Source organism: Streptomyces sp. NPDC002640 (genome assembly GCF_053592575.1).
Window position 1 is genome coordinate 74343 of record NZ_JBSFVZ010000003.1, and the last position, 25652, is coordinate 99994.

A 25652-nucleotide genomic window follows, 5' to 3' on the forward strand; every position below is an offset into this window, starting at 1 on the left:
GGGGCTGCCCGCACCACGGACGGTGGGCAGCCCCCTCGGGCTCGTTCCGGTGACCGGAGGTCAGGCCTTCGCCTTCTCCTCGCTCTTGGCCGCCTCGGCGCCCGCGGGCGGGGCCGTGACGGCGGCGGCCGGAGCCGGCTTGGCGGCCTCGTAGAACTCCTCGCGCGGGTGCTCCATGGCACCCAGCGAGACGACCTCGCGCTTGGTCAGCGCGCCGAGCGTCCAGTCCGCGAGGACCCGGATCTTGCGGTTGAAGGTCGGCATGGCCATGCCGTGGTAGCCACGGTGCATGTACCAGGCGAGACGGCCCTTGAGCTTGATCTTCATCTTGCCCATGACGATCATCGCCACGCCCTTGTGGAGACCGAGGCCCGCCACCGCGCCCTTGTTGGCGTGCTTGTACTCCTTCTGCGGGAAGCCGCGCAGCGCCGAGAGCACGTTGTCGCCGAGGACCTTGGCCTGACGCAGCGCGTGCTGCGCGTTCGGCGGGCACCAGGCGTTCGGGTTGCCGGCCGCGCGGCCGACCAGGTCCGGGACCTGGGCGTTGTCGCCCGCGGCCCAGATGTAGTCGGTGCCGGTGGCCTGCAGGGTCGGGGCCACGTCCACGTGACCGCGCGGACCCAGCGGGAGGCCGTAGCGGGACAGCACCGGGTTCGGCTTGACGCCGGCGGTCCACACGATGGTGCCCGCCTCGACCTCGAGGCCGTTCTTCAGGACCACGTGGCCGTCGACGCAGGAGTCCATGGAGGTGGACAGGTGCACCTCGATGCCGCGGGACTCCAGGTGCTGCTTGCCGTACTGGCCCAGCTTCGGACCGACCTCGGGGAGGATCTTGTCCGCGGCATCGACCAGGACGAAGCGCATGTCCTCACGGGACACGTTGCGGTAGTACTTGGCCGCGTCGCGGGCCATGTCCTCGACCTCGCCGATCGTCTCGGCGCCGGCGAAGCCGCCGCCGACGAAGACGAAGGTGAGCGCCTTGCGGCGGATCTCCTCGTCGGTGGTCGAGTCGGCCTTGTCCAGCTGAGCCAGGACGTGGTTGCGCAGGCCGATGGCCTCCTCCACGCCCTTCATGCCGATGCCCTGCTCGGCCAGACCCGGGATCGGGAAGGTCCGCGAGACCGCGCCCAGCGCGACCACGAGGTAGTCGAAGGGAAGCTCGTAGGCCTCGCCGACGAGCGGGGCGACCGTGGCGACCTTGCGGTCCTGGTCGATGGTGGTGACGCGACCGGTCAGCACCTCGGCCTTGCGCAGCACGCGTCGCAGCGGGACGACGACGTGGCGCGGCGAGATGTTGCCGCCGGCGGCTTCGGGGAGGAAGGGCTGGTAGGTCATGTACGAGCGCGGGTCGACGACCGTGACGGTCGCCTCGCCGAAGCGCATCTTCTTCAGAATGCGTTGTGCCGCGTACAGGCCTACGTACCCACCGCCTACAACGAGGATCCTGGGACGCTCCGTGGTGCTCATGGCATCGAGTATCCACCCGGTAAGGCGATGCCCTTCGTGCGCCCCTTCACAAGGTTCCACCGGTGCTCTGCTACACTGCGCGGCCCACGTGATCCAGATCATTGCCGCCACGGGGAACGGTGTGCGCCGCGGCGTCGTTGTCAATGGCCCGTGAGCTGCTCCTTGTCCATGTAAGGACGGTGTGAGGATCACGAAACAGGGATGCGGGCACCTGTGCTCCCGGAGCGTCCGGAACCCCGTCGCACGCCGCGGAATCATCCGTTCCGGCCCGTGCGGGCCGCACTCGGCGGTCCTTGTCGCCCTCCAGGGGCCAATTCCTTGTGAAGAAGTTCACGAAGGTTTTTGACGAGGGACCGACGAGGGACCGACGAGGGACCTCCGCCGGGCCCCAAGGGCCCTGGACGCGCCGCGGCCCGGCGGGCGCCGAAGCGCTCCGCCGGGCCGCGGCGAGCCTGCGTCAGGAGTGGGCGCCCGCCTTGCGGCGGCGGGTGGCGACCACCGCTCCGGCGCCCAGGACCAGCGCGGACGCGGCGGCCAGGGCGACCGGGGTCACCGTGGAACCGGTCGCGGCCAGGTTGCCTCCGGTGCCGCCCTGGGGGGCCGCGCCCGAGGACCCGGTGGCGCTCGGGCTCGCGGTCGTGGTCTGCGTCGGCGACGGCGATGCGCTGCCGCTCGGCGTCGGGTCCGGCATGCTGCCGGCCGGCAGGAGGTCGATGCCGTAGTTCTTCATCGGCCCGTAGAGGCACGGGATCGAGTCCTTGACCGGGTCCGCGGCGAAGGACGCGTGGACGTGGCCCTTCGGGGCGTCCTTGTCGACGGTCAGCCGCATCTTGATCTTGGCGCGCTCGCCGGGCGCCAGGTCCTCGACGACCAGGTCCGGGCTCTCGGCGGGCTCCAGCGCGGTCCAGCCGTCGCCGCTCTTCCACTCGACCTCGAGGTCGTCCTGGTCGGCACCCGGGGTGTCGAGGACGATGAGGGTCAGCGGCTCGACGTCGAGCGTGTGCTCGGTGCCGTTGGTGATCCGGAAGGTGAACGTCACCCGGTCGCCGGCGTACATCTGCTCGGGCAGGCCGATCGCCCGGGACTTCAGCGCCTTGTCGCGCTTGCACTCCTTGGCGGCCGCCAGGGCCTCCTCGGCCTTCTCGAGGGCCGCCTCGGCGGCCTTCTCGGCCTCCCGGGCGAGGTGCAGCTCCGTGCCGGCGTCGACGCGGGCGTCGTCGAGCTCCTCGCCGGCGGCGTCGGCCTTGCCGCGGGCCTCGTCGTGCGCCTGCCGGGCGTCCGCGAGGGCGAGTTCGGCGGCGGCCAGCTCCTCCTCGGCCGCGGCCTTGCCGGCCTCGTCCGCCCCGGCCAGGGCCGCCTCGGCCTCGTCGACGCGCTTCTGGGCGGCGTCGAGCGTGGCCTTGGCCTCGGCGGCGGCCTTCTCGGCCTCCTTGGCGGCGACGGCCAGCGGGTGCGGGTTCTTGGTGTCGGTGAGGGCCTCGACCTTGTCGTTGGCCGCGATGCGGGCGCGGATGGCCTCCGCGTAGACCTCGCGCGCCTCGGTCACGGCGTCGAGCAGGTCCTGGTAGGTCGGCGCGGACTCGGCGACCGCCGTCGTCGGCTCCGCGAACGCCGGCGAGGCGGCGAGCAGGGCGACGGGCGAGGTCATGGCGAGGGCGGCGGCCACTGCCAGGTAACGGCGTCTTTGCACGGGCGTGCCTCCTGGGGCGAACTGCGCGGGCTGCGCGGACTGCGCGGACTGCGCGAACCCGCGCGGACTGCGGGCAGTACGCGCAGTGCGTGAAGTGCGTGAAGTGGTGCGTGAACGGTGCTGCGGAGTGCGTGGGTCCGCCGCCGCTCCGGTCCACGGGGCCCCTCCTCGGGGGCCGCCTGCGTGACGCACGGGACGGTGGCCAACCTCCGCGATTTTAGGAGCGGTTGGCCGAATCCGCCCTGGTCTTTCCCGATGACGGGAACGGCCCCGGCACCGCGGCGCGGGCGCAAACCGGTGCGGACCGGGAGGGTTGCCCTCCCGGTCCGCACCGGTTGTGTGAGTCATGTCATGCGGCGGGCCGAGGGGCGCTCAGGCGATGCCGTCGGGCATCGCCTACAAACCACCACTGCCGCTCTACCTGCGGGTGCGTGCGGGCCCCGCGCCGCGTTCCGGCCACGATGCCGGACGGCCCTGCCGCCTGTCGGCCGGATCCGCCATGCTGGGGATGAGCACGAAGCGGCCCGCCCCAGCTGCCATGGGGCGGGCCGCTGCCGCGTCCGTCAGATCCGGCCTTCGGCGACGGCGGAAACGAACGCGCCCCACCCGTGGTCCGGGATCAGGAACGCGGGCCCGCAGTCCTGCTTGCTGTCGCGGACGGCCACGGCCTGGTCGACAACGCCGACCTCCACGCAGTCCCCGTTGGCGCCGGAGTAGGACGACTTCCGCCAGGTCGTGCTGAGCGTGGTCGAGTCCTTGGTCATCGCGATTCCTTCATCTCTGCGATCTTCTCTGCGGACTTCTCGGGCGACAGCGCGGTGGCGCGCAGCCGCTCGAACGCGTCCCTGTACACGCCGACCTGCCGTCTGTCTTCGACGTACAGCATGGACGTGAGCCCTTCCGTCAGGCCCACGTCCAGGTCGGCGTGATCCCCGAATCCGAGGATCGAGTAGGAGCCCATCTGGCCGACGTGCGGCGGCGCGTCGATGGGCAGGATTTGTAGCGTGATGTTCGGCCGCCGGCTGAGGGAGAGGAGTCGGCCGAGTTGGTCGCGCATGACGCCGTCGCCGACACACCGCGTGTGGAGTGCGGCTTCCCCCACGATGGCCCACAGGTTGAGCGGGGTGTCGTGGCTGAGCACGGCCTGCCGGGCGAGGCGCACTTCCACGAGCGCGTCCACGCGGGCTTTCACGGCCTCGGTCATGCCGACGCTGGTGATCAGCTCTCGCGCGTAGTCCCCGGTCTGGAGCAGGCCGGGGATGACGCCTATCTGCCAGGTGCGGACCGAGGTGGCTTCGGCTTCCAGGCTGATCAGGTCTTCGTACTCGGGCGTGAGGATCGACCGGTAGGACTGCCACCAGCCGCGGCGGGAGCCCTCGCGGGTGAGGCTGAGGAGTGCCTCGCGTAGCTCTGCGGTGACGTCACGGCCGAGCTCGGCGTACAGATCGAGTACAGCATCCACGTCGCCGGAGCGTGCCGCGTTGCGGGCGTTCTCCCACCGGCTCAGCTTGCTGGCGACGACCCGGCCGCCGCTCTTCTCGGCGACCTCTTCGAGTGTCCAGTCTCCGCGCAACTCGCGGAGCTTGGCCCCCAGTCGGCGCCGGCGCACGGTCGGTGCACTCACGTCGTCTCCCCTCCGGTCCTGGTCAGTCTGCCGGGCGTCGTGCCGCCATGTCACCTCGGTACCGGCCGCGTTCGAGGGCTACCGAGCGTCATATGCAATTTTCTACGAATGGGTGAACCGTATTGCACTCCGAGTGATTTGAGGAGCACTCTGGATAGGCGACTGCTGCCGTCCGACCCGCAGTCGGCGCGACGGGCACGTCTGTTCGCCGAGGACTACCTGCGGGCGACCGTGCCCACCGCGTCGGACGACTACGTGGACGCCGTCCGCCTGATCGTCTCCGAGCTGGTCACCAACGCCTGCCGCTACGGCACTGAGCCAGGCGACTCGGTCCGGCTGGTCGTCACGACGGCCGACGCCGACCGCACCCGCATCGAGGTCCACGACACGGTCCGCCGGCGCCCGGTCCGACGCCCGGAGTCGCCGGAGCGCGGCAGGGGTCGCGGCCTGGAGATTCTGGACGTGCTGTGCCCCAGCCTGTGGGGGGTCTCGGAACGCCCGATGGGCAAGATCGTGTGGGCGGTGATCCGATGCGAGCGCTGACCGGCTGGGCGCTGACGCCCCCGACTCCGCGACAGCTGGCCATCGGGACGAGGCTCGGCGTCCACAGCGTCCAGTGCCCCGACTGCCGCGCCCACCGGCCCTGCGACATCGCCGGCGAGTGGGCCCGCCCCCTGCTCGACGCGCACCACCGACGCTGACACGGGTCGCCCCGAGGTGTAGAGGACCCCGGGCCGACCCGCGGCAGCAGATTACGTGACGGCCGCGGGCCGCTCCTAGACTGAGCGGCCCGCCAAGGAAGGACAGCACCATGCGACCCGCCCGGTTCCAGACGTTCCTACTCGACACGTTCCGCGCCGCTGGCATGAAGGCCCAGTCGCTCGCCGACGCGGGCGACAGCAAGCACCCCTTCGGTGTGGCTGTCGCCGGGCCGGGCGGCGAGTCCCGGTGGCAGATCACCGGGCAGCTCGCGGAGGGGGAGCGGCACGAGCACGCCGAGGCGCCCATGGAGGGTGACCCGGCGGCGTGGACGGACGCCGGGCCGGACGCCGGGCCGGACGCGTGGCTGGCCGCGGTGATCGGCCGTGTCGAGTCGCCGGAGATCGCCCGCATCGACCGCTGGTCGGCGCGCGAGGGCTCGAAGGCGGACCGCGAAGGGCTCACGATCTTCTTCCACAGCGGCGCGAGGGCGTACGTGCGGAAGATCTAGCCCTCCCCGCTCGGCCGAGAAGGTTGGGCGGGGAGTGCACCACGGCACCACCAGTCAGCACCACCACGTCACCGTGAGGGAGTACGACATGGGATGCACGCACCAGCACTACCCCGGCGAGCGCCGGGACCCCGCCCGCTGCGACGGCAACTGCCCCGTGTGCGGGGCCGGCGTCGGCAGCCAGCCCGGCGAGCCGACCACCATCCACCAGGCGGCGGGCAGCCGCGAGACGTGCCCGGGGTCGGGCGCCCCGGCACTGTGATCTGACCGCCTGACGTGCCACAGGGCCCCCGGCTACGGCTGGGGGCCCGTTCTCGCCACCAGGACCGCGCCGGGAACGCTGAGGGCGTGCGCGACGGCGTACAGGGCGTCGATGCCGACTGCGTGCCGGCCGCTCTCCAGCCGAATGACGGTGCGGACGCCAAGTCCAGCCGCGTGGGCGAGGCGTTCCTGGGAGAGGCCGAGCGGCGCCGCTCGGCTCGGACGCGATCGGCGAGGAGGTGCCGCCACGCGTCGACCGGAATGGCGAGACCCCGGGCACCATGCGGTGCCCGGGGTCTACTCGCTTCAGCCGCTACAGCGACTTCTCCCTGATCACGTCCTCTGCCGTTTTGTAGGCGATGCCGTCGAGGATGTCGTGCTCGCTGACCACGACCTCCTCCGCGCCGATCCGCTCCATGATCGCCTGCAGCACCAGGGCGCCCGCGCCGATCACGTCGACCCGGCCCGGGTGCAGCGAGGGAATCTCCGAGCGCTCGGCGTGGGTGGAGCGCAGCAGCCGCCCGGTGATCTCGCGGACCCGCTCGTAGCCGACGCGGGAGTGGTGGATGGCCCGCGAGTCGTACTCCGGCAGGTCCTGGGCGATGGCCGAGACGCTGGTGACGGAGCCGGCCAGACCGACCAGGGTGCGGGCCTCGCGCAGCGGCACGGTCCGCTCGGCGAGGTCCAGGGCGGCCTCCACGTCGGCGCGGATCGCGGCGATCCGCTCCTCGGTCGGCGGGTCGACGACCGCGCCGCCGTCCACCAGGTGCCGCTCGGTCATCCGCACGCAGCCGACGTCGACCGAGCGCGCGGCGCGGACCTGGTCGTCGCCGACCACGAACTCGGTGGAGCCGCCGCCGATGTCGACGACCAGGAACGGCTTCTCCAGGTCGGTGCGGCCCGCGAGTTCACGGGTCGCGCCGGTGAAGGAGAACTCGGCCTCCTGGTCACCGGTGATCACCTCGGGCTCCACGCCCAGGATGTCCAGCACGCCGGCCACGAACTCGTCGCGGTTCTCGGCGTCGCGGGAGGCGGAGGTGGCGACGAAGCGGATCCGCTCGGCGCCGTGCTTCCCGATGACCGCCGCGTACTCGCGGCAGGCGGCGAAGGTGCGTTCCAGCGCCTCGGGGGCGAGGCGGCCGGTGCGGTCGACGCCCTGGCCGAGCCGGACGACGGTCATCCGGCGGTCCAGGTCGGTCAGCGTGCCGGTGGCCGGATCGCAGTCGGCGACCAGCAGCCGGATGGAGTTCGTACCGCAGTCGACGGCGGCGACCCGGGTCACTTGCCCTCCTCCTCGGCGGGCCGGGCGGCGAAGTACCCGGAGCCGTCCTCCGTCGTCTCCACGACGCCGCCCTCGCCCGCCTGCGGGACGCACCCCTGCGGCGTGACGCACGGGCCCTTGCGCCACCACTCGGGCAGCATGGCGATGGCCTCGTCGCCCAGCGGGTTGACGCCGGGTCCGGCCGCCAGGGAGTGGGCGACCAGGACGTGCAGGCACTTGACCCGGTCCGGCATGCCGCCCGCGCTCGGGAAGCCCTGCAGCACCTCGATCTCGTCGCGGCGGCGGATGTAGTCCTCGTGGGCGGCCCGGTAGGCGGCGGCGAGCTCCTCGTCGGTGCTCAGCCGCTCGGTCATCTCCTTCATGACGCCGTCCGCCTCCAGCGTGCCGATCGCGGAGGCGGCGCGCGGGCAGGTCAGGTAGTACGTCGTCGGGAAGGGCGTGCCGTCCGGCAGCCGCGGAGCCGTCTCCACGACGTCCGGCTGTCCGCAGGGGCAGCGGTGCGCGATGGCGCGCAGACCGCGCGGCGGGCGGCCGAGCTGGAGCTGGAACGCCTCGACGTCCGCTTCGGTGGGCTCGGTGCGCGGGGTGGAGGGCGGGGGCGTTTCCATGCCGGGGATCAGTCTCTCTCGGTCTTCTGCTGCGGTCTTCTGCTGCGGTCTTCTGCTGCGGACGGAAGTCTTGGGGCGGGGCCTCGGGCGACGGCTCCGGGACGGTGGTCCAGGGGGACAGTCTCTCAGGCACGCGCCCCCGCCGACGGCCGGCCGGGGCGGCCGTGCGGCGGCGTGGGGGTCAGCTCGCGGCGTCGGCCCGGTCCACGTCGTCCCAGAGGACGGCGTACCAGGGGCGTTCCGCGACGGGCCGCCCGGTGTCCCGCCGCGGGGCGGCGGAGCCGCGCACGGTGAAGCCGCTCTCGCCCGGCCGCAGGTGGTGCAGCCGCTTCCGGATCTGCTGCTCGGCGTACGCGTCGTCCTTCCACCGCGCCTTGAGGTCGCGCAGGTCCTTCACCCGCTCGCGGGCGGCGTCGCGCTCCTCCTCCAGCTTCGCGACCTCGGCGCGCTGGGAGACGTACTGCCGGGTCGGGTAGGCCAGGGCGACGACCAGGGTGCACAGCACCAGGGCGAGCAGCGCGGCGCGGCCGGTGAGCCGGGAACGGCGTGCCTGACGGCGGGTCTGGGAGCGGTAGACGCGGGCGGCGGTCTGCTCACCGAGCAGCCGCAGCCGGGTGGTCGTGGAGAACCGGTCCCGGTTCTGCGCCATCTTCTCCGCGCCTCCCCGTGGCGTGCCGTGTGCGGCGTGCCGTGTGCCGTGTGCCGTGTGCCGTACGTGCTTTTCCTGCTCTTTCCCCGCACACGGTACGTGACGCCGGGACGCCGTGGGGCGCGGACAGGGGCGTGCCCCCGGAGCCGGGGCTCCGGGGGCACGCGAGGGGCCGTCGGGCGGGTCAGCCCTTGAAGCGCGGGAAGGCGCTGCGGCCGGCGTACACGGCGGCGTCGTCGAGGATCTCCTCGATGCGCAGCAGCTGGTTGTACTTGGCGACGCGCTCGGAGCGGGCCGGGGCGCCGGTCTTGATCTGGCCGCAGTTGGTGGCGACGGCGAGGTCGGCGATGGTGACGTCCTCGGTCTCGCCGGAGCGGTGGGACATCATGCACTTGAAGCCGTTGCGCTGGGCCAGCTCGACGGCGTCCAGGGTCTCGGTCAGGGAGCCGATCTGGTTGACCTTGACCAGCAGGGCGTTGGCGGCGCCCTCCTCGATGCCGCGGCCGAGGCGCTCGGGGTTGGTGACGAAGAGGTCGTCGCCGACGAGCTGGACCTTGTCGCCCAGCTTCTCGGTGATGACCTTCCAGCCGTCCCAGTCGTCCTCGAACAGCGGGTCCTCGATGGAGACCAGCGGGTAGGACGCGACGAGCTCCTCGTAGTACTCCGTCATCTCGGCGGCGGAGCGCTCCTTGCCCTCGAAGAGGTACTTGCCGTCCTTGTAGAACTCGGAGGCGGCGACGTCGAGGGCGAGGGCGATCTGCTGGCCGGGGGTGTAACCGGCCTCCTTGATCGCCTCGAGGATCAGGTCCAGGGCCTCGCGGTTGGAGCCGAGGTTCGGGGCGAAGCCGCCCTCGTCGCCGAGGCCGGTGGACAGGCCCTTGGTCTTCAGCACCTTCTTCAGCGTGTGGTAGACCTCGGTGCCCCAGCGCAGGGCCTCGGAGAAGGACTCGGCGCCGATCGGCGCGATCATGAACTCCTGGATGTCCACGTTGGAGTCGGCGTGCGAGCCGCCGTTCAGGATGTTCATCATCGGCACCGGCAGCAGGTGCGCGTTGGGGCCGCCCAGGTAGCGGAAGAGCGGCAGGTCGCTGGCCTCGGCGGCGGCGTGGGCGACGGCGAGGGAGACGCCGAGGATGGCGTTGGCGCCGAGCGAGCCCTTGTTGTCGGTGGCGTCCAGGTCGAACATCGCCTGGTCGATCAGGCGCTGCTCGGTGGCGTCGTAGCCGACGAGCTCCGGACCGATCTGCTCGATGACGGCGAGGACGGCCTTCTCGACGCCCTTGCCGAGGTAGCGGTTCTTGTCGCCGTCGCGAAGCTCGATGGCCTCGAAGGCACCGGTGGAGGCGCCGGACGGGACGGCGGCACGACCCGTGCTGCCGTCGTCGAGGCCGACCTCGACCTCGACCGTGGGGTTGCCTCGGGAGTCCAGGATTTCCCGGGCTACGACGACGTCGATGGACGGCACGAGCATCTCCTTCTGGGATGTGACGCGGGTGGCGCCGGACCACCTGGTCCGGCACGGGGTGCACAGCCTCCGTGGCTCTGCGAGACCGAGCCTAACCGGCCGGGCGGGATCGGCCAGCCGGTCACCCCCTGTACGGAGGGGTAACAGGAGATTAATTGTTCCGGCTCGAAACAAAAAGCCCCGGAGGCGGATCCGCCGGAAACGGCCCCGCCCCCGGGCGCGTGGTGACGCGCCCGGGGGCGGGGGTTCGTGCGACGGGCGGACCGGTGACCGGTCAGCTCAGGTGGAGCATCTGGCCCGGGTAGATCAGGCGCGCATCCTCGACGACGTCCTTGTTCAGCTTGAAGAGCTTCTTCCAGCCGCCCTTGATGTCGTGCTCCTCGGCGATCAGGCTGAGCGAGTCGCCCTTGACGACCTTGTACTCGCCGTCACCCTTGAGGACCTTCTCGCCGGTGGGCGTGGTGACCTTCTCCTGCTTCTTCGGCTGCTCCGCCTTGGCGGGCTGGGCCGGGGTCTCCTCGGCCTGCGGCGCGGGGGCCGGAGCCTCCTGCTGCGGGGCCTCCTGGGCGGGGGCCTCGGCGGCGCCGCCCTGGTAGGGAGCGCTGGAGAGGCCGGTGCCGCAGTGCGGCCAGGCGCCCGGACCCTGCTCGGCGAGAACCTTCTCGGCTATCTCGATCTGCTGGGCCTTGGTGGCCTGGTTGGCCTGGGCGGCGTACTGGGTGCCGCCGAAGCCGGCCCAGGTCTGGCTGGTGAACTGCAGACCGCCGTAGAAGCCGTTGCCGGTGTTGATGGACCAGTCGCCGCCCGACTCGCACTGGGCGACGGCGTCCCACTCGGACTCGGTGGCGGCGGACGCGGTGCCCGCCGTCAGCAGCGGGGCGGCCACGACCGCGCCGGTGAGACCGGCGACGGCGAGAGCGCGCTTGGCCTTGGACGGACGACGGTGCTTGCCCTGGCAGGTAAACGACATGGAGGTATCCCCTCACCGACGCCTACGAGGTGAGCTGTCGGGTTCGGGCTATGAGGGTCGCCCGGCCGCACACCTCTCGGTGCGCGGCTTCACCCCTAGCCGTTCCGGCGGTCTGACCACCGGGCCGGCACTTACCTGGTTCCCCCGCTCCTGCCTACGGCGCATGACGCGACGACATGTCCCGTACGGCCGTTGGCAGGATTAGGCGTGACGGCCGCCGGGGCCCGCTGGAGCGAGCGGTTTGACGTTAGCCATGCCGCGGCCGGGATTTCAAAGACGATCAGGTCTTATGAGACCCATCTCTCACTTCTCCGGAATCAGACATTCCGGGACGAAAAGGCGGGTAACTCCCCCGATTTTGCCCGCCTTTCGCCCTTCTCCGTCCGTCGCCCCGGCCGCTACGGGAGGGTGAGGACCATGCCCGAGACCAGGCGGTTCGGGTCGTTCCCGATCAGGTCTCGGTTCTCCTCGTAGAGGGCGCGCCAGCCGCCCTTGACGCCTTCCGACTTGGCGATGGAGACCAGGCTGTCGCCGCCCCGCACCTGGTAGGTGTCCGCGGGGGCGGCGTGCCGGCCCGAGGAGCCGGACCCCGTGCCGGTCTCCTCGGCGCTGGGGCCGCGGTGGCGGCCGGAGCCGGAGGAGGACCCGGTGCTCTCCTCCTGGGCGGCGTCGCCGCCGAACAGCGGAGTGTCGTCCTGGAAGAGGGGGCCGTCGCCGCCGCCGAACAGCGGGTCCTCGTCCGACGGGTCCTCGCCCGAGGTGCCGTCCTGCTCGCCGCCGTCGCCGCGGACCGGGGTGTCCTCGCCGGAGCCGCCCTGGCCGCTCTCGTCCTGGCCGGTGCCGCCCTTGCCGGTGTCGTCCTTGCCGGTGTCGCCGCCGTTGCCGTTCTGGCCGTTCTGGCCCTCGCCGGTCTCGGGCAGGTCCGGGATCACCGGGCTGCCGGTGCCGGTGTCCACCAGACCGAGGTCCTGGCCGAGGCCCAGGAGGCCGCCGTCCTGCGCGGAGCCGGCGCCGGGGAAGAAGCCGTGACCCAGGGCGCCGTTCGCGCCCTCGCCGGAGCGCGCCTGCCCGCGGGCGTCGCCCGCCTCGCCGTCCACCGCGCCCGACTTGTCGCCGTTGCCGCTGTTGTCGCTCTTGTCCGCATTGCCGGTGTCACGGGTGCCGTTCAGGTCGCCGCCGGCGGAACCCCAGCCGGAGGCGGAGCCGTCGAAGGCGCCGGGGCCGGTCACGTCGCCGGTCCGCAACGCGTCCACGCCGGTGTCCACCTCGGCGGCGGGGCCGTCCTCGCGCAGACCGTTCATGGCACCGCACGCCAGCCACGGGGTGGCGCCCTGCTCGGCGAGGATCCGCTCGGCCACCGCGATCTGCTGCGAGCGGCTCGCCTCCGACGGGTTGGAGGCGTACGACAGGCCGCCGTGGTCCTCCCACTGGTCCTGGGAGAGCTGCAGACCGCCGTAGAACCCGTTGCCGGTGTCGGCGCTCCAGGCGCCCCCGCTCTCACATTCGGCGACCCGGTCCCAGGTGGCCCCCTCGGCCGCGCCGGCGCTGGAGGCCGCGAACAGCGGGAGGGCGAGTGCGGAACCGGTCACGCCGGCCGCGACGACGACCGCCGGCGCCTGACGGGGGCGGCGGTGACGACCGTTTCCGGAGAGCATGCGGGTGGCCTTTCGTCGACTACAGGGGCCGCGCCGACCCGGCCGGCATCCCGCCGCAGGGGTCGTCGCGTCTGTGCGGGAAGTTAGCCGGTGATCAACGTTCGTCACAACTCGATGTCGCAAGGAACACACGAACGTCACGGAACTGTCGAAGTGTTGCTTCCACTTCAGTCCTGCTCGGGGGCGAACTCGACCGGAAGAGTTCGCAGGCCACGCATGATCAGCCCGCCCCGCCACCGCAACTCCTGGGGATCGACCGCCAGTTGGAGGTCGGGGAGTCGAGTGAGCAAGGTCGCGAGGGCGGTTCGGCCCTCGAGCCGGGCCAGGGGGGCGCCGAGACAGTAGTGGATGCCGTGTCCGTAGCCCAGGTGCTGGTTGTCGCGCCGGGACAGGTCCAGGGTGTCCGGTTCGGCGAACCGCTCCGGGTCCCGGTCCGCCGCCGCCAGCACCACCAGGACGGGGTCGCCCGCCGCGATCCGCTGTCCGCCGACGGTCAGCGGCTCGGTGGCGAACCGCCAGGTCGCCAGCTCCACGGGGCCGTCGAAGCGCAGCAGTTCCTCGATGCCGGTCTCCAGCAGGCTCTCGTCGCCCGCCGCCAGCGACCGCTGGAGCCGCTCGCGCTCCCCGGGGTGCGTGAGCAGGGCGTAGGCGCCGTTGCCGATCAGGTTGACGGTCGTCTCGAAGCCCGCGAAGAGCAGGATGAACGCCATCGCCGCGGCCTCGTTCTCGGTGAGGTGCTCCCCCTCGTCCGAGGCGCGGATCAGGCCGGAGATCAGGTCCTCGCCGGGCGCGGGCTCCGCGGTCAGCGCCTCGCGCTTGCGGTGGATCAGCTCGGCGAGGTAGCCGCGCATCTTCTTCACCGACCGCGCCACGCCGCCGCGCGGGCCGCCGCCGTGGCGGATCATCATGCCCGCCCAGTCGCGGAAGTCGTCCTGGTCCTCGCGGGGGACGCCGAGCAGGTCGCAGATCGCGTAGATGGGGAGCGGGAACGCGAACTCGTGGATCAGGTCGGCGCTGCCGCGTGCGGCGAACCCGTCGATCAGGGTGTCGGTGAGTTCCTGCACGCGGGGGGCGAACTCCGCGACGCGGCGGGGGGTGAACGCCTTCGACACCAGGCGGCGCAGACGGGTGTGGTCCGGCGGGTCGATGTTCAGCAGGTGCGTCATCAGGTCCGCCTTGCGCTCGCCCGGGATGCCGGTCTTGTTCCGGGCGTGCGCGGGCTCGTCGTGGTGCGCGGGGTTCTTCGACAGCCGGGGGTCCGCGAGGGTCTGCCGGGCGTCGGCGTACCGGGTGACCAGCCAGGCCTCGACGCCGCTGGGCAGCCGGGTGCGGTGCACGGGGGCGTGCTCGCGGAGCCAGGCGTAGGCGGGGTACGGGTCGGTGGCGAACTCCCAGGTGAAGAGTTCCGGGGCGGACGGTTCGGGGTGCGGCTCGTTCACCCCACGACGGTACGCGGGCGCGCGGAGCGGTCCTCACGCGGACCTGCGGGGGGGGCGCGGGCGGCGCGGGGGCGCGGGCGGGCGGTTCCGGTGCGGTGCCGGTTCGGTGCCGCCCCCGGGTGCCGCCGCGGTGCCGCCCGTGCCGCCTCGGGTCGCGCGTGCCTCGCCGCGTGCCCAGGCGCCGTCCGCCGCCGCGGGCCTTGTCGGGCGGCGCGGCGGTCCTCGGCCGAGGTGACCCCGCTCCCGAGCGGTCGGCTCGCGGGGGCGCGCGAGGGCTGGCCGTGCCTCGTCGGCCGCCCGGGCACGGCCGCCCGGGGGCACGGCCGCTCGCCGGGCGGCGGGGCCCGCACCACCGCGCTCGTGCCGAGGGGCGGCGGGGCCTCGCCCCGGTGGGGGCCTGCCCTGGTTCGAGCGCGGCCCGCACCTCACGCGGCGCGGAACACCCCCGGGGCGAGGTCAGGGCGTGGGGGTCGCCTCCGCCGCGTGGATGGCGTCGCGGTAGGCGCGGGCGGCCGCGCGGAGCGCGGACTCGGGGTCGACCCCGGCCGCCTCCGCGCGGACCGCGAGGGTCAGCAGTTCGTACCCCACGCCCTCCCCCGCCGGCAGTGGCGCCTCGAGCCCGGCCTTGCGCGCCCGCGAGGCCAGCTTCGCCGCCAGCGCCAGCGCCGGCTGGCCGAGCGGCACCCCCTCGGTGACCGAGGACCGCTGCTTCTCCACCGCCTTGGTCCGCAGCCAGTGCTCCTCGACCTCTTCCGGCGTCGCCGCGGACTCCTCGCCGAAGACGTGCGGGTGCCGGTGGATCAGCTTGGCGACCAGCCCGCCCGCCACGTCGTCCACCGAGAACGGCTCCTCCTCGTCCTCCTCCGCCATCCGGGCGTGGAAGACCACCTGGAGCAGCACGTCCCCGAGTTCCTCCCGCAGTTCCTCGCGGTTGCCCGTCTCGATCGCCTCGACCAGCTCGTACGCCTCCTCCAGCGCGTACTTGGCGAGGCCCTCGTGGGTCTGCTGCGAGGTCCACGGGCAGTCGGCCCGCACCCGGTCCATGACCTGGACGAGGTCGAGGAGCCGTGCGCCGGGCAGGTCGTAGGAGGCGGGCAGCAGCTCCAGGTCGGGCATCCGCACGCGGCCGGAGCCGGCCATCCGGGCCAGCCCGTCGGTCAGCGCGGGCTCGCCCTCGCCGCCGGCGACGACCACCACCGTGCGCCCGCCGGCCGCCGCGTCGACCAGGTCCGGGGCGGAGAGGGACGCCTCCTCCACCGACACCCCCGCCTCGCGGAGGTACGGGAGCTGCGGGTGCGCGCCGTCCGCGCAGAGAACCCGGTCCGCCTCGCGCAGCACGCTCCAGGCGGGCCAGGACAGCAGGCCGGGGGCGACGCGGTGGCTGGTGGTGAGCAGGACGACGCGGCCGGGGGCGTCCTCTGAGCTGGTGACGTTCACCCTTCGAACGTAACGCAGCGGTGCGACACCCCTGGCCCCGCGGTCCGCCGGCCCGGTCCGTCAGGCGGCTTCGACGTCCCGCACCCACGGGGTCTTGAGGTCCGCCCGCGCGCTCTTCTCCGCGTCCCAGGTGCCGTAGCGCGGGTTGAGGTCCACGCCGAGGTCCTTGGACGACGCGGCGAGCGCCTTGCCGAACTCGGGGGTGTCGGTCGCGGTGCCGAGCCGCTGGGCCAGTTCGCTCGCCGCGACCTGGAGGCGGAGGTTCTCCTCCAGCCGTTCGGGGGCGACGCCGTACTGCTGGAGCCAGGTGGTCTCCAGACCCTGGCGGCCGCCGAGCTGCCGCTCCAGGTTGGTCCGCAGGTCCTGGACCTCCTTGCGGGAGACGGTGACCCCCGCCTCCTCGGCGGCGTGGTGCAGCACCCGGTCCAGGACCATGCCCTGCACGGTGAAGCGGGCGAGGCTGCCGGACTGGGCGACGACCTGCCGGTACTGGTCGTCGTCGGAGACCGCGGCGCGCTGCGCGTCGCGCACCTCGCGCACCCGCTCCTCGACCTGGGCCTGGGTGATCCGCTGCCCGCCCACGACGGCCGCGGCGCCCGGTTGCGACTCGGTCCCGCAGGCGGTGAGCAAAGGCGCCGCGAGGGCGGCGGAGAGGAGGAGCGCGGTACGGCGACGGCGTTGCAAGGAAACCTCCCGTTGGAGTTTGTGCTTCGGTGCACAAAGTCTTGCGATGATCGATGGTAGGCAGCGCGGGGGCTGTGAACCAGCCCTTGGCGCCAACGTCGTGCCAACGATCGGGGACTTCCCGCGCAACGCGCCCCTCGGCGGGCTCAGCCCTCCGCGACCGCCCTGTCACCCTCCTCCGGGGCCACGGCCTGCCCCGGCAGCGCGTCCGCGGTGGCCGGCGACGGGGCGAAGACCTCTTCGAGCCTGCGAGCACCGAGGGCGCGGGAGAGCCACAGGCCCAGCAGTTCGAAATCGTCGCAGGACTCGACCCTCGCCTTGAACTCCCCCGGGACCGGAAAACCCTTGTGCCCCAGCACCAGGAGCAGATCCTGGCCACGCTGCAGCACTCGCCCTTCCTCACGGCCCTCTTCACGGCCCTCTTCACGACCCGCGAGGCGCGCGTCGCCGACGATGGTGCCCCTGATCGGAGCGAAGGCCGAGCTCACCCGTGCCGCTCTCCGGCTTCCCCGATCCGGGTTCCCGCCGTCTCCGGCGACCGAGCCGGCGTGGGAATGCCGTCCACCGTGGACGGCGGGGCGAAGACCTCTTCGAGCGTGCGAGCACCGAGGGCGCGGGAGAGCCACAAGCCCAGCAGTTCGAAGTCGTCGCAGGACTCGACCCTTGCCTTGACCTCCCCCGGGACCGGAAAACCCTTGTGCCCCAGCACCAGGAGCAGATCCTGGCCACGCTGCAGCACTCGCCCTTCCTCCCGCCCCTCTTCACGGCCTTCCTCACGGCCCTCTTCACGCCCCGCGAGGCGCGCGTCGCCGACGATGGTGCCCCTGATCGGAGCGAAGAACGTACTCATCACGGTCCTCCAGATGTCGCGGGCGTACTCCGTGCCCAAGCCGTCCTCGATCAGCCCTGCCCGGATGTCGCGCGCGGCCTTGTCCCGCTCACCGGCCAGCGCCTCTCCCACCGCGACCAGTATGCCCTTGATGTCCGCGTCGCGACTGTGGATCCACACGGAGAACGCCGCGAAGTCCAGGTCCTGCGCCGCCTGTTCGGCGCTGGTGATCCGGGGGACGTTGCCCGGGCCCAGGACGTGGGCGACCGTCGTCTGCGTCGGGAGGCCTCCCACCCCGGTCACCATCGGTTTCGCCGCCCACCTCGCCGTCGCCGCGTCGGTGCACAGGACGAGCAGGACGACCTCGTGCTGGTACTTGTCGCGCAGATAGGCGACGTAATAGGGCCAGGACGTCCGCTTCTCCGCGGAGACACCGGTCTGCGCCTCGACCAGGAGGACGAACGGATCCTTGCCGTCGGGCCGTTTCACCAGCCGCACGGTGTCCATGTCGCGGCTGAACATGGTCGGCGCGCTGGACGCGTCCGTGGGCAGCGGCTCGATCGCCACCCCGCGGGGGAGATCGATGTCGACGATGCGCAGGGCTCGTTCCAGGGCGTCCGGGCAGCGCGGGAGGAAGCCGTGCAGCGTGTCGTGACTGACAGTGGGCATGGGATCACGGTAGGCGCACATGACCGTGACATATGCGGTATGGCCGGAAGTTCACTCGTACGGAGGGGACTGGGCAGCTCAGGAGGGTTCGGCGCGGGCGGGGAGGAGACAGGCCGTCGCGGCGGCGGCTGCCACCGCGCCGGCCGTGAGCAGCAGCGCCCGGTGGTCCGTCACGGCGACCAGGCCGTGCGGCTCCCCAGCGCATCCCACTCCCCTCCCAGACTCCCGAACTCCCGAGCTTCAGGCCCGCCCGGCCGCGGCGTCACCCGTACCCGGGGCGCCAGTCGAGGCGGTGGAGTGCGGGGAGGTCGCCGCGGACCAGGAGGGTCAGGGTGCGGAGGGCCTCCGCGCGGGTGACCCCGGGGAGGTGGCGGGGGCGGGGGTCGGGGTGCTCGAGGTTCTCGAGGACGAGGGTGCCGCCCTGGAACGCGGCGACGGTCCAGCCGGAGTCGTCGTCGGTGACCGACACGTCCGGGTGCTCGTCGTCGCGGGGGCCGTCGAGTTCGGCGAGGAGCGCGGGGAGACCGGCCTCGGTGCCGGTGTCCATGGCGCCGTCCCGGTGGGTGAAGGTGACGGAGACGGCAAAGGCGGAGGCGGAGTTCACGGGCGGGGTCGCGTCCCGGGTCAGCCGCGCATCCGGCCGAGCCACTCCAGCGTGCGGCGGAGGTCGCCCACGAGGGGGTGGTGGGGGCCGTGGAGGCGTTCGACGTCGAGGGCGAGGCGGGCGAGGGTGTCGTGGGCGGCCTGGCGGTCGCCGAGGGCGAGGAGGAGGTGGCCGATGCGGCGGCGGAGGTCGTGGGCGCGGGCGGGGTCGCCGCCGGCGTACGGGTTCTCGTAGGCGGGGAGCAGCGCCCGGTACTCGGCGAGCGCGGCGGTGGCCTCGCCGAGCTGTTCCAGGCACAGGGCGGCGTCGAAGCGGAACCCGAGCGCCTGCGGGTCGTCGTGGCCGGCCTCGGCGGCGCGTTCCTCGGCGAGGCGGCGCAGTTCGGGCAGGGCGCGGCGGTACTGGCCGTCGTCCATGAGGGTGGCCGCGTAGAGCTTGCGGAGGGTGCGGACGACCGGGGAGCGCTCGCCGTGCTGGTCCGCGGCGTCCGGGAGGATCGAGCCGAGGATGTCCACGGCCTGGGTGATCCGGCCGTCGCCGAGGAGCCGCTTGACCTCGTCGACCGCGTCGGCCACGGCCGGCTTGGACGTGACTGGGGCGGCACCGGCGGCCGGTCCGGCGGCGGGGGGCGGCGCGGCGGGCCGTGGCGCGGGGGTGCGGGCGCGGTCCGGCCAGGGGGCGTGCGGGCGCAGGAAGGGACGGGTGGGGTCGAGGGGCGCGCCGCTGGGCAGGCCGCGGTCGGGCAGCAGCGGGAGCAGCGCCTCGTAGACCTCCTGGGCGGATCCCGGGCGGGCCTGGGGGTCCTTCTCCAGGAGCCGCAGCACCAGCCGTTCCAGCGGCTCGGGCACCTCGGGCCGCAGCCGGCGGACCGGCAGCGGCGGCTCGTAGAGGTGGCGGTGGAGCACGCCGAGGGCGGTGGTCCCCGCGAACGGGACCTCGCCGGAGAGGAGTTCGTGCAGCACCACGCCGAGGGCGTACAGGTCGGTGTAGGGGCCGACCGCGCCGCCCATGGCCTGCTCGGGCGCCATGTACGCGGGGGAGCCGATGGGTGAGCCGGTGTGGGTGAGGCGGGTGGTGTCGCTGTCCATCACGGAGGCGACGCCGAGGTCGAGGACGGTCACCGTGCCGTCCTGCTTGACCATGACGTTCCGCGGCTTGAGGTCGCGGTGGACGATCGGCACCGCGTGCACCGCGCTGAGCACCGCGCACAGCTGGGCGGCGACGGCGGTGGCCCACGGCCACGGGTACGGGTCGTGCTCGGCGAGGTGGTCGGCGAGGTCCGCGCCGTCGACGTACTGCATGACCAGGAACAGGTCGTCGCGTTCGCTGCCCGCGTCGTGGACGGTGACCAGGCCGGGGTGGTCGACCTGGGCGGTGACCCGGCACTCGCGCAGGAAGCGGCGGCGCAGCTCCTCGGCCTCGTCGCCGGCGACGCGGTCCGGGCGCAGCAGCTTGACGGCGACGCGGCGGTCGAGGCGCCGGTCGTAGGCGGTCCACACCTGGCCCATGCCGCCCTGGCCTATCAGCGTGGAGAGTTCGTAGCGCCCGGCGACGACGCGGCCGGTCGCGCTCACCTGCCGCCCTCCGGCCCGCCGTCCTGCTTGCGCAGGAGTTCGCTGAGCTCGTCGAGCTCGGCCCGCACCTGGTCGATGCGGCCGCCGGGCGGGGGCGTGGCGGGCGACGTGGACTGCGGGAGGGACTGCGGGGTGGACGGCGGCGTGGCCTGCGGGGTGGGCGTCGCGGGACCGGTGGCGGGGGGCGTCGGGACCGGGGTGGGCGTGGTGCCGCCGGACCAGGTGCCGGGCTGCTGCGGGACGGCGGGGTAGCCGTACGGGCCGGGGGTCCGCGGCGGGTAGCCGTAGCCGGCGCCGGCCGGTGCGACGCCCGGGCCGGGGTACGCCGGGCCGGGGTACGGAACGTCCCGGCGGCGGCGCTCGAAGTGCCGGATCTCGGCGGCGAGATAGTAGGCGATCACCGAGGTCAGGGTGATCAGCAGCAGGGCGGCGCCCCAGTTCTGGGCGGGGGTGTTCTCGCCCTTGTCGGGCCCGGTGACGAGCAGCCCGCCCGCCACGAACGTCAGCACGACGGAGACGACGAACAGCCCCCAGTCCAGGGCCTTGCGGGTCACCAGGGCGAGCCTGAGCATGGGCGCCCACAGCAGCATGCCGATGCTGCCGACCGCGAGCACGACGAACAGGACGCGCAGGAAGACCAGCACCCCGGACGACGGTGACGGCCGGCCCGGCGGGACCGGCTGGGGAAGCGCGTGGCCGTGGCCCTGCATGGCGTCTCCTGCGTTTCTTCACATTGGCTGCCAGCAGGGTACTGGCCGGTCGGACCGCCGGGCCCCGTAGTGCCGGATCCGTTGCCGGATCGCAGCGACGGGCGGGGGCCGGTGCGGGCCTACGTGGCCGGTGCGGGGGCCCGGGCGCGGGGCAGGTGCGTGGCCTCCACCGGGCCGTCGCGAAGGGCGCGGGGCCGTCGCGGAGGCCGGGCGCGCAGCGGACACGGGACCCGGGCACGGGCGCGCAGCCGTCGCGAGGCTCCGGGCGCGCGCAACAGGGCCCGCGCCGAGAGGTTCCCGGTACCGCCAGGGACGCTTCCGCTGCCGAACGGGCGTCAGGCGGGCGGCAGCAGCCTCTCCGTGTGGGAGTCGTAGGAGCCGCGGACCAGGCGTTCGCCGAGCCGGGCGACCTGGCGGAGCGCGCCCTCGAACTCGTCGAGCGCGCGGAACCGGTCGCCGTGGCGGCGCTGTTCCTCCAGCGGCAGCCGCGGCACCCGCAGGCGGCGGACGTCGAGCCGGGTCGCGGTGGAGGCGAAGCTGCTCGCGCGGCGCTGGTTGGCGGTGCCGCGCAGGAGGCCGGCGAGGAACCACGGGTCCAGGGTCTGCGGGTCGGGGCGCAGCAGCACCAGGTTGCGGCCGAGGACGGCGCCGGCCGTCGTCTCGTCGATCACCCGGGCCACCGCGTCGCCGCCGGACACGGGGAGGACGACGTCCCCGGGGCGGGTGATCACGGTGCCGTCGTCGGGGCCGCCGTCGGACCCGCCGTCGCGTCCGGCGCCGCCGGTGTCACCGGCCGCTCCGGTGCGGGTGCCCGCCGGGGCCTGCTGGGCGGCGGAGGCTGCGGCGGCGGCGGTCGCGGAGTCGGCAGGGGCGGTCACGGAGGCGGCAGGGGCGGCGGGAGCCGTGCCGGTGATGACGTCGAGGTCGGTGAGGACCGGCAGGCCGCGGCGTCCCGCGGCACCGCCCGTGACGAGGGTGAGCGCGCCGCCCCGGACCAGCTCGCCCACGGTGGTGACCGGTGCGGGCGCGGGGTCCCCGGACGCCGCGGGGGCGGGCTCCGGCGGGTCGGGGGCGAGTTCGGCGGTGAGCCGCAGCGTCGCGCCGAGCCGTTCGCGCACCGCGACGAGCTGCTCGGGGCCCTCGGCCGTGACCTGCGGGGGCAGGTGCCGGGCGGGGGTGAGGTCGACGTCGTCGTCGAGCAGGTCGATCACCGGCACGGCCCGGGCCACGCCGGGGCGCTCCTCGAGGGTGCCGGTGCGGTCGTGGGCCTGCCAGGCGGCGAGCGCGACCTCCCGCACCGCCTCGCAGTCGGGGCCCGGCCGGGCGGCGGCGCCGGTGCCGGTGCCGGTGCCGGCGGGAAGCGGGACGGGCGCACCGGCGGTGTCGACCATCAGCACCTCGGGGTGCGCGGGCGCCCGGCCGGGGCGGCGCAGCACCCACAGGTGGAGCGGCAGGGCGTGCGGCGGCGCGGCCCCGGCCGGCAGGGCGATGACGGCCCGCAGCGCCCCCCGGCGCAGCAGGTCGGCCCGGATGCGGCGGCCGGAGCGGCGGGAGGCGGCGGCGGGCGGCATCAGCAGGACGGCGGTGCCGCCCTCGCGCAGCCGGGCCAGGCAGTGCTGGACCCAGGCCAGCTCGGACTCGGTGCGGGCCGGGAAGCCGTACTCCCAGCGGGGGTCGTAGGCGAGTTCCTCGTGGCCCCAGGTGCGCTCGTTGAACGGGGGATGGCAGAGGACGGTGTCGGCGCGGAGGGCGGGGAACGCGTCGCCGCGCAGGGTGTCGGCGGCGGCGGTGCGCACCGGGCCGGGGGTGTGCAGGGCGAGGCGCAGCGCGGTGAGTTCGGCGAGGGCGGGGGCGCTGTCCTGGCCGTGGAGTTCACGGCCCGGGTGGGGGCGCGCGGCGGCGCGCAGCAGTGAGCCGGTGCCGCAGGCGGGGTCGAGGACCACGCGGGGGGCGGCCGGCTCGTCCGGTCCCGTGACGTCGGCCAGGTCGGCCATCAGGTCGGCGAGGCCGGGCGGGGTGAGGGTGTGCTGGCGCGGGTCGACGAACCGGTCGAGCAGGAACTCGTAGGTCTGGCGGGCGCCGTTCTCGGCGGCGAGTTCGGCCGCGCCGCGCAGCAGGGGTACCGAGGGGAGGAGTTCGGGTCCGGTGGGCGGGCGCACCGCGGGCGGGCTGACGGCCCCTTCCCCTCCGGCGCCCGGGCCGGGGCCGAGCCGCCGGCCGAGGAGCTGGGCGAGGTCGGCGGGGAGCAGGGCGGCGAGGCGTTCGTCGGAGCCGGCCGCCAGTTCCAGCCAGCGGGTGGGGCGTTCGTGGACGAGGAGGAGGACGCAGCCGGTCTGGGTCAGGGCGGCGGCCGGGCCGTCGGGGTGGCCGGCGACCTGCTGCCACACCCGTTCACGCAGCGGGACCTCGGCGAGCTTGCCCTGGCGGCGCAGCCACTCCTCGACCTCCGCCAGGAGGAAGGCCGGGCTGGAATCGGTGCCTCCGACGGGCTTGGGGAAGTCGGCGTGCCGGCGACGCCAGTTGCTCACGGCAGCGCGTCCCACCCCGGCCAGCCGGGCGATTCCGGCGGCCGTCACCTCGGTCGCGTTCTCCTGCACGGGGCCCCTCTCCCTCGTCGGTGTGCTGAGCATAGCCAGCCGACTCCCTACGTTCACAGTGTGAACGACCGACCATTTGTGAACGTGGTTGACCGGGTTCACAATCTCTGCTGAGATATGCCTCGTCCGACAGGGCGGCAGGGAGCGCCGGGGGGCGTACATCCCGCACCAAAGCACCCTGACCCCGTCGGCAGCCGACCGACCGGACGTGATGTTCACAAGAAAGCACCTTGTTTCATCACAAGACCATCTCGGCCCCGAATATCTGGTTGATCCGGTTCACAGAGCATGATCTGCTTGCCCAGCTGCGCGTGGACACGACAACGCGTGGCGGTTACGACCCTTGGAGGGGGAAACGATGTCCCAGCAGACGCCTTACGCGCCGGTCGCACCGGTACACAAGCCGAAGAACGGCCTCGGCACGGCCGGTATGGTCCTCGGCATCATCGGTGTGGTGCTCAGCCTGTTCGTGGTGCTGTTCTGGATCTCCGGTCCGCTCGGCATCCTGGCGCTGATCTTCGGCATCGTCGGTCTCGGCCGCGTCAAGAAGGGCCAGGCCACCAACAAGGGCGCCTCGATCGCCGGCCTCGTGCTCGGCGTCGTCGCCACGCTGATCTCGGCCTTCTTCCTCGTCTCCACCGTCATCTTCGTGGACGCGGTGAGCGACGAGATCGACAAGCTGGAGAAGGACGCCACCGCGACCGCCCCGAAGGACCCGTCCGAGGGCAAGGGCGAGGCCCCGAAGGCAGGCGAGCTGCTCGCCCTCGGCGACGGCATGGAGTTCGAGGACGGCCTCGTGGCCACCGTCACCAAGGTGGAGAAGTACACCCCGGGTGAGTTCGCGGTGGGCCACGAGGAGGGCAACGACGCCTACCAGGTGACCGTCGAGATCGACAACGGCTCCAAGGAGAACGTGGACCTGGCCCTGGGCACCGTCGACGCCACCGCCGGCAAGGAGGGCACCCCGGCCGAGTCCATCATCGAGGAGGACAACATCGGGATGTTCGAGGGCTCCGTCGCCGCGGGCAAGAAGACCACCCAGACCTTCAACTTCTCCGTGCCCTCCGGCACCGAGAACCTGGTCGTCGAGGTCTCCCCGAGCTTCGACTACGACTCGGTCCTCTGGGACCTGAAGCTCTGACGCTTTCGAGGCGCCGCCCCAGGGGGGGACCTTACGACGCAGGGGCCGCACCGCCGAACAGGCGGTGCGGCCCCTGCGGTCGTCCTCCCCCGCGCCGGCCGTGGTGCCGGCCGCCGTGCGGGCCGCGGCGCCGGCCGCGGTGTCAGCCGCCGCACTGCCGCAGCATGGCCTCCTTGTCGGCCTTGGTGACCGGGAGTTCGTACTTCAGGGAGACCTGGGCGAAGCGCACCGCGAAGGCGCAGCGGATCGGCTTCCTGGGCGGCACCCAGGTGGCCGGGCCGGAGTCGCTCTTGGCCGAGTTGGTCGGGCCGTCCACCGGCAGCAGGTTGAGCGGGTCGTTGGCGATGGCCTCCCGCTTCTCACGGCTCCACCGGGACGCGCCCATCTGCCAGTTGTAGGACAGCGCCATCACGTGGTCGATCTGCACCTCGGCGGCGTCCGCCTTGACCCAGTCGATCTCCTTGCCGGTGTACGGGTCGGCGAGGGTCATCGCGACGACCACGCAGTTGGAGCCGGAGCGGAACTCCAGCTTGTCGCCGTCCCGTTGGAGCAGGTCGTTGCGGGTGTCGCAGCCGTTGCGGGAGAACGGGACGTCGGCCGTGTCCAGCCAGGCCTCGCCGAACTCGTCACGGTCGTAACCGGTCTTGGGACCGCGTCCCTTGACGGCGACCTTCTCGATCAGGGCCCGGGCCTCGGCGCGGTCGGCGTCGGAGGACACCACCGCGAGCCCGGGCTTGGTGCCGTCGGGGTTGTCGAGCGGGCTCACCGCCCGGCCCGCCGCGGCGGCCGGCCCGGAGGGCGAACCCGCGGCGTCGGAGGGGGAGTTGTCCACGGAGCCGCCGGGCGCCTGACACCCGGAGGCGAGCACCACCGCCGCGGCGAGGGCGGAGAGGGCACCGAGGGCACGGCGGCGTTCGCCGACTGGCCTTGCGTTGCGCATAGTTCGCTACCTCCGGTCGTGTCGGAACTGCAGGAACTGATGCGATCATGCCCCCGGCGGTGGCACCCATTCCGTTTGTCACCCGTACGGGTCCGGGCGCCGCACGGCCCCCTCCGGTCATCACGCCACGCGAACGGCACGAGGGGC

The 25652-nt window shown here is 73.3% G+C and carries 26 protein-coding genes and 1 riboswitch; of the genes, 5 read left to right on the top strand and 21 right to left on the bottom strand.

Translation table 11 applies throughout. The annotated features are described in order from the left end of the window. Positions 1-60: 60 nt before the first annotated feature. From ACWD3O_RS05045 to ACWD3O_RS05060, 4 genes are all read right to left on the bottom strand, one after another. A complete protein-coding gene (locus ACWD3O_RS05045; RefSeq protein ID WP_451413401.1) occupies positions 61-1467 on the bottom strand; it encodes an NAD(P)/FAD-dependent oxidoreductase in 1407 nt (468 codons plus the stop codon). Positions 1468-1924: 457 nt separating this feature from the next. Then, positions 1925-3157 (bottom strand): LPXTG cell wall anchor domain-containing protein, encoded by a 1233-nt coding sequence (locus ACWD3O_RS05050; protein ID WP_451414866.1) that lies wholly within the window; start codon positions 3155-3157, stop codon positions 1925-1927. Positions 3158-3720: 563 nt separating this feature from the next. Further along, positions 3721-3921: a DUF397 domain-containing protein gene (locus tag ACWD3O_RS05055; protein ID WP_451414867.1), complete on the bottom strand. Its 201-nt coding sequence runs from the start codon at positions 3919-3921 to the stop codon at positions 3721-3723. Further along, positions 3918-4781: a helix-turn-helix domain-containing protein gene (locus ACWD3O_RS05060; RefSeq protein WP_451414868.1), complete on the bottom strand. Its 864-nt coding sequence runs from the start codon at positions 4779-4781 to the stop codon at positions 3918-3920. The genes ACWD3O_RS05055 and ACWD3O_RS05060 overlap by 4 nt, the downstream gene beginning before the upstream one ends. 138 nt (positions 4782-4919) lie before the next feature. Here ACWD3O_RS05060 and ACWD3O_RS05065 point away from each other — a divergent pair, with 138 nt between their 5' ends. The 4 genes from ACWD3O_RS05065 to ACWD3O_RS05080 all read left to right on the top strand — a co-directional run bounded on the left by ACWD3O_RS05065 (position 4920) and on the right by ACWD3O_RS05080 (position 6253). Beyond that, positions 4920-5324: an ATP-binding protein gene (locus tag ACWD3O_RS05065; protein WP_451414869.1), complete on the top strand. Its 405-nt coding sequence runs from the start codon at positions 4920-4922 to the stop codon at positions 5322-5324. Further along, entirely contained in the window at positions 5312-5482 is a 171-nt protein-coding gene (locus ACWD3O_RS05070) for a hypothetical protein (RefSeq protein ID WP_451414870.1), read from the top strand. The genes ACWD3O_RS05065 and ACWD3O_RS05070 overlap by 13 nt, the downstream gene beginning before the upstream one ends. Before the next feature lie 110 nt (positions 5483-5592). Further along, on the top strand, positions 5593-5991 hold the full coding sequence (locus ACWD3O_RS05075; RefSeq protein ID WP_451414871.1) for a hypothetical protein: 399 nt from the start codon (positions 5593-5595) through the stop codon (positions 5989-5991). Between the two features lie 88 nt (positions 5992-6079). Further along, the gene (locus tag ACWD3O_RS05080) at positions 6080-6253 is read left to right on the top strand and encodes a hypothetical protein (RefSeq protein ID WP_451414872.1); all 174 of its coding nucleotides are present in this window, start codon (positions 6080-6082) and stop codon (positions 6251-6253) included. Positions 6254-6285: 32 nt separating this feature from the next. On the opposite strand, the gene ACWD3O_RS05085 is transcribed toward ACWD3O_RS05080, so the two are convergent. From ACWD3O_RS05085 to ACWD3O_RS05160, 16 genes are all read right to left on the bottom strand, one after another. Further along, a complete protein-coding gene (locus ACWD3O_RS05085) occupies positions 6286-6501 on the bottom strand; it encodes a helix-turn-helix transcriptional regulator (protein WP_451414873.1) in 216 nt (71 codons plus the stop codon). A 64-nt stretch (positions 6502-6565) separates the two neighbouring features. After that, positions 6566-7534: a Ppx/GppA phosphatase family protein gene (locus ACWD3O_RS05090; RefSeq protein ID WP_451414874.1), complete on the bottom strand. Its 969-nt coding sequence runs from the start codon at positions 7532-7534 to the stop codon at positions 6566-6568. Continuing rightward, positions 7531-8142 carry a DUF501 domain-containing protein gene (locus tag ACWD3O_RS05095; protein ID WP_451414205.1) on the bottom strand — a complete coding sequence of 204 codons (612 nt, stop codon included), beginning with the start codon at positions 8140-8142 and terminating at the stop codon, positions 7531-7533. The genes ACWD3O_RS05090 and ACWD3O_RS05095 overlap by 4 nt, the downstream gene beginning before the upstream one ends. A gap of 181 nt (positions 8143-8323) precedes the next feature. Continuing rightward, a complete protein-coding gene (locus tag ACWD3O_RS05100; protein ID WP_451414875.1) occupies positions 8324-8791 on the bottom strand; it encodes a septum formation initiator family protein in 468 nt (155 codons plus the stop codon). Positions 8792-8975: 184 nt separating this feature from the next. Beyond that, positions 8976-10256, bottom strand: coding sequence for a phosphopyruvate hydratase (gene eno, locus ACWD3O_RS05105; protein ID WP_451414207.1), 1281 nt, complete (start codon positions 10254-10256; stop codon positions 8976-8978). 274 nt (positions 10257-10530) lie between these two features. Beyond that, positions 10531-11226 carry a transglycosylase family protein gene (locus tag ACWD3O_RS05110; RefSeq protein ID WP_451414208.1) on the bottom strand — a complete coding sequence of 232 codons (696 nt, stop codon included), beginning with the start codon at positions 11224-11226 and terminating at the stop codon, positions 10531-10533. A 4-nt stretch (positions 11227-11230) separates the two neighbouring features. Continuing rightward, positions 11231-11398: riboswitch (cyclic di-AMP (ydaO/yuaA leader) on the bottom strand. Positions 11399-11624: 226 nt separating this feature from the next. Beyond that, on the bottom strand, positions 11625-12881 hold the full coding sequence (locus ACWD3O_RS05115) for a transglycosylase family protein (RefSeq protein WP_451414876.1): 1257 nt from the start codon (positions 12879-12881) through the stop codon (positions 11625-11627). Positions 12882-13048: 167 nt separating this feature from the next. Next, entirely contained in the window at positions 13049-14320 is a 1272-nt protein-coding gene (locus tag ACWD3O_RS05120; RefSeq protein WP_451414210.1) for a cytochrome P450 family protein, read from the bottom strand. Positions 14321-14776: 456 nt separating this feature from the next. Next, the gene (locus ACWD3O_RS05125) at positions 14777-15757 is read right to left on the bottom strand and encodes a nucleoside triphosphate pyrophosphohydrolase (RefSeq protein ID WP_451414877.1); all 981 of its coding nucleotides are present in this window, start codon (positions 15755-15757) and stop codon (positions 14777-14779) included. 60 nt (positions 15758-15817) lie between these two features. Beyond that, positions 15818-16441, bottom strand: a complete 624-nt coding sequence (locus ACWD3O_RS05130; protein ID WP_451414212.1) for a SurA N-terminal domain-containing protein — start codon at positions 16439-16441, stop codon at positions 15818-15820. A gap of 146 nt (positions 16442-16587) precedes the next feature. Further along, positions 16588-16830 (bottom strand): hypothetical protein, encoded by a 243-nt coding sequence (locus tag ACWD3O_RS05135; protein WP_451414878.1) that lies wholly within the window; start codon positions 16828-16830, stop codon positions 16588-16590. Positions 16831-16925: 95 nt separating this feature from the next. Continuing rightward, the gene (locus ACWD3O_RS05140; RefSeq protein ID WP_451414879.1) at positions 16926-17939 is read right to left on the bottom strand and encodes a hypothetical protein; all 1014 of its coding nucleotides are present in this window, start codon (positions 17937-17939) and stop codon (positions 16926-16928) included. Between the two features lie 262 nt (positions 17940-18201). Continuing rightward, positions 18202-18543 (bottom strand): hypothetical protein, encoded by a 342-nt coding sequence (locus tag ACWD3O_RS05145; protein ID WP_451414880.1) that lies wholly within the window; start codon positions 18541-18543, stop codon positions 18202-18204. A 20-nt stretch (positions 18544-18563) separates the two neighbouring features. Beyond that, positions 18564-20117 carry a protein kinase domain-containing protein gene (locus ACWD3O_RS05150; protein ID WP_451414215.1) on the bottom strand — a complete coding sequence of 518 codons (1554 nt, stop codon included), beginning with the start codon at positions 20115-20117 and terminating at the stop codon, positions 18564-18566. Beyond that, positions 20114-20827: a hypothetical protein gene (locus ACWD3O_RS05155; RefSeq protein WP_451414881.1), complete on the bottom strand. Its 714-nt coding sequence runs from the start codon at positions 20825-20827 to the stop codon at positions 20114-20116. Before ACWD3O_RS05155 ends, ACWD3O_RS05150 begins: the two co-directional genes overlap by 4 nt. Before the next feature lie 335 nt (positions 20828-21162). Further along, entirely contained in the window at positions 21163-23424 is a 2262-nt protein-coding gene (locus tag ACWD3O_RS05160) for an N-6 DNA methylase (protein WP_451414882.1), read from the bottom strand. Between the two features lie 358 nt (positions 23425-23782). On the opposite strand from ACWD3O_RS05160, the gene ACWD3O_RS05165 reads away from it, so the two are divergent. Further along, on the top strand, positions 23783-24565 hold the full coding sequence (locus ACWD3O_RS05165) for a DUF4190 domain-containing protein (protein ID WP_451414218.1): 783 nt from the start codon (positions 23783-23785) through the stop codon (positions 24563-24565). Positions 24566-24707: 142 nt separating this feature from the next. Here ACWD3O_RS05165 and ACWD3O_RS05170 read toward each other — a convergent pair whose 3' ends face one another. Further along, positions 24708-25505: an HNH endonuclease family protein gene (locus tag ACWD3O_RS05170; RefSeq protein WP_451408550.1), complete on the bottom strand. Its 798-nt coding sequence runs from the start codon at positions 25503-25505 to the stop codon at positions 24708-24710. Positions 25506-25652: the final 147 nt, after the last annotated feature.

Excerpts from the sequence above, each read along its gene's own strand:
- ACWD3O_RS05155 (WP_451414881.1), bottom strand. The coding sequence starts at position 20,827 with ATGCAGGGCCACGGCCACGCGCTTCCCCAGCCGGTCCCGCCGGGCCGG.
- ACWD3O_RS05070 (WP_451414870.1), top strand. The coding sequence starts at position 5,312 with ATGCGAGCGCTGACCGGCTGGGCGCTGACGCCCCCGACTCCGCGACAG.
- ACWD3O_RS05100 (WP_451414875.1), bottom strand. The coding sequence starts at position 8,791 with ATGGCGCAGAACCGGGACCGGTTCTCCACGACCACCCGGCTGCGGCTG.
- ACWD3O_RS05140 (WP_451414879.1), bottom strand. The coding sequence starts at position 17,939 with ATGCCCACTGTCAGTCACGACACGCTGCACGGCTTCCTCCCGCGCTGC.
- ACWD3O_RS05055 (WP_451414867.1), bottom strand. The coding sequence starts at position 3,921 with ATGACCAAGGACTCGACCACGCTCAGCACGACCTGGCGGAAGTCGTCC.
- ACWD3O_RS05170 (WP_451408550.1), bottom strand. The coding sequence starts at position 25,505 with ATGCGCAACGCAAGGCCAGTCGGCGAACGCCGCCGTGCCCTCGGTGCC.
- ACWD3O_RS05045 (WP_451413401.1), bottom strand. The coding sequence starts at position 1,467 with ATGAGCACCACGGAGCGTCCCAGGATCCTCGTTGTAGGCGGTGGGTAC.
- ACWD3O_RS05080 (WP_451414872.1), top strand. The coding sequence starts at position 6,080 with ATGGGATGCACGCACCAGCACTACCCCGGCGAGCGCCGGGACCCCGCC.
- ACWD3O_RS05110 (WP_451414208.1), bottom strand. The coding sequence starts at position 11,226 with ATGTCGTTTACCTGCCAGGGCAAGCACCGTCGTCCGTCCAAGGCCAAG.
- ACWD3O_RS05165 (WP_451414218.1), top strand. The coding sequence starts at position 23,783 with ATGTCCCAGCAGACGCCTTACGCGCCGGTCGCACCGGTACACAAGCCG.
- ACWD3O_RS05115 (WP_451414876.1), bottom strand. The coding sequence starts at position 12,881 with ATGCTCTCCGGAAACGGTCGTCACCGCCGCCCCCGTCAGGCGCCGGCG.
- ACWD3O_RS05095 (WP_451414205.1), bottom strand. The coding sequence starts at position 8,142 with ATGGAAACGCCCCCGCCCTCCACCCCGCGCACCGAGCCCACCGAAGCG.
- ACWD3O_RS05075 (WP_451414871.1), top strand. The coding sequence starts at position 5,593 with ATGCGACCCGCCCGGTTCCAGACGTTCCTACTCGACACGTTCCGCGCC.